The organism is Alicyclobacillus vulcanalis, from assembly GCF_900156755.1.
Classification (GTDB): domain Bacteria; phylum Bacillota; class Bacilli; order Alicyclobacillales; family Alicyclobacillaceae; genus Alicyclobacillus; species Alicyclobacillus vulcanalis.
The window spans coordinates 1-2,180 of the sequence record NZ_FTOO01000027.1 but is presented as its reverse complement, the minus strand read 5'-3'; the positions used below and the strand labels follow the sequence as shown (position 1 = coordinate 2,180).

Genomic DNA, 2,180 nt, shown 5'->3' with positions numbered 1-2,180 from the left:
TTGACAGCCTCACATGGTACGACAGCCTGGGACCCGCCACAGGAACGAATGTAATCTCTTCAAAATGGAGTTTACACAGAACACTTGACACACCCGCGAATCGTAGTAGGGGAAGGCCCCCAAATCGATCTGGGCTTGTTCACCCGGATCCGACTCAAATCGCTCGGTGGCCCTGGCAGAGACCACCGGGCAAAGTGGCTTCATGAACTCACGTAGGACGGTGATACCGCCGGTATAGCCCTGCTCCCGAATCTCTCGCAGAATTCGTTCAGCGTTGAGAACACCCAGTTGCATACGCTGCTTCACGTAATCCTTGTAGGGCTCCAGCTTGGAACCCCTCTTTCGCTCCCCACGCGACGCTCTTTCGCCCTGCTTCTCCTCCAGCGATGAATTCAGCGCGCTGCGAATGGTCTTACGGTCATGGCCGAATCTTCTGGCCAGTTCCGAGATGCGGACGCCAGCCTCGTAGAGTTGCCTGATCTCCATCCTCTCGTCCTCCCTCATGACGGGCACCTCCCATGAACGGATGACAGGTGCCACGATTCGACATGGGGGTGGGGAATTCATCCCGATGATTTTGAGGAATTGAGGCCGATGATCTTGGGGAATTCTCATCCGATGTTATTGGGGATTTTACAACCGATGTTGACAGATGCCACACCCAAGGCGTTGCAGGAGCAGGTCTACCAACAAGTTCGCGCGGTCCTGGATGCGCCTGACCTGAAGACTGCACGGTTGCTCAAAGATGCGTTTGTCGAGGCTCACGCAGAGAAGGCACCGAAGGCGGTGCAGGTGTTGGAGGATGGGTTTGATGATGTAACCGCTGTTTTGGTCTTACCTGAGCGATATCGGCGGCGCTTACGCACCACAACGGTGTCGAACGGCTCAACGAAGAAATTCGGCGCCGCGAGCGCATCATTCGGATCTTCCCCAACCGGGAATCGGCGATCCGTCTGCTCGGGGCGTTACTGATGGAAATCGACGAAGAATGGACGACAGGGCGGAAATATCTCAACATGGACGAGTATGAGGCATGGAAGAAGGCGCAACAGGCCTGGAGAGAATCAGCTCAGGCTTGTGCAGCAACGGCCTAAGTGATCACCGCTCCATTCGCCGAAGAGGGCAATTTTGATGAGAAAATAGAGGCACGCCAATTTTCATCCGCCTCTTGTGCCCAACCGGGCATGGCGGTTTACAAACAATCTCGGACTTGATCAACGGATACACTCTAGACCCCTCCCACCGAGCCACTTCTTCTCATAATTAGCGGCGAAAACATCACAAAGGAAGCTCCAAAAAAACAGAATACAGTGTTGTTATCTAAATCATTTAACCACCCCCATCTATATGCCATCGCTTGTAGCAAAAAAGAACCCAAAGCTAAAACACACAACCAGACGTCCATTACTACCGAAACAATCATTAATGGTTTCCAGTATGATCTTACGAAATTTAATATATGGGAAAAAGACACTTCCTGATCCCTGTATATTAAAACATATATCACACACATAAACGCAGTTGTTGCTATAGATGAAATCATGCCCAAGAGCGTTATTGACAAATGATATATATCTAATTTCAGCTCAAATTTTGTGTAAAAATAATCGGGAATTAAAAGCAATAACATTCCAAGTACATTGACACGTAAATACTTTATCATTCTTGTGCATTTGTAAGTTGATTTTAAAACAAATTCCAACCCACAAGAAACGATAATTGAGTTTACAGCTAAAATTAAAATTATCAAGATTAGTATGTAAATAATAGGGATAATCCCCACCGAACTAAGCCTTGTCTCATTATACAGCCAATTAATCAAAGCTATGACGAAGTCTCCTAGGACGCTTATTAAAAATACAACAATAATTCTGACTATAGTCATCCTCATTCACATCGTCCTTCCATGATGCCCAGTCGCTGTTTATCATACTAGGACAAATATCCAAATGTCACGGCTTTGTTTTCCGCAGTCCGTGTCAAGTTGTCGTAGGGGACCTCACGGCGCCAAGCCGTCACGCAATGGTGTACGGAAGCCGCGCCAGCTCACGAAGCACGTACTTCACCCATGGCCGGCCCGCATGCGGCCCGGCCAGTGCAGGCATATGAGCTTCCAGCCACGACGCCGCTGCCTCGACTTTGCGCGTCATCTCCGCGTCCGTCACGACCGCCTCTTGGGC

The 2,180-nt window shown here is 49.4% G+C and carries 1 protein-coding gene and 2 pseudogenes; 1 reads left to right on the top strand and 2 read right to left on the bottom strand.

Annotated features, from left to right (window positions below):
* Nucleotides 1–9: 9 nt before the first annotated feature.
* Complete coding sequence (locus tag BW934_RS14605) at nt 10–504, bottom strand: hypothetical protein (RefSeq protein ID WP_234969861.1); 495 nt, start codon at nt 502–504, stop codon at nt 10–12.
* A gap of 141 nt (nt 505–645) precedes the next feature.
* Between BW934_RS14605 and BW934_RS14600 the strand changes: the two are divergent.
* Nucleotides 646–1,094 (top strand): annotated as a pseudogene (locus BW934_RS14600) (transposase); the annotation flags it as partial.
* 921 nt (nt 1,095–2,015) lie between these two features.
* Here BW934_RS14600 and BW934_RS14925 read toward each other — a convergent pair.
* Nucleotides 2,016–2,180, bottom strand: a pseudogene (locus BW934_RS14925) (ISLre2 family transposase); the annotation flags it as partial.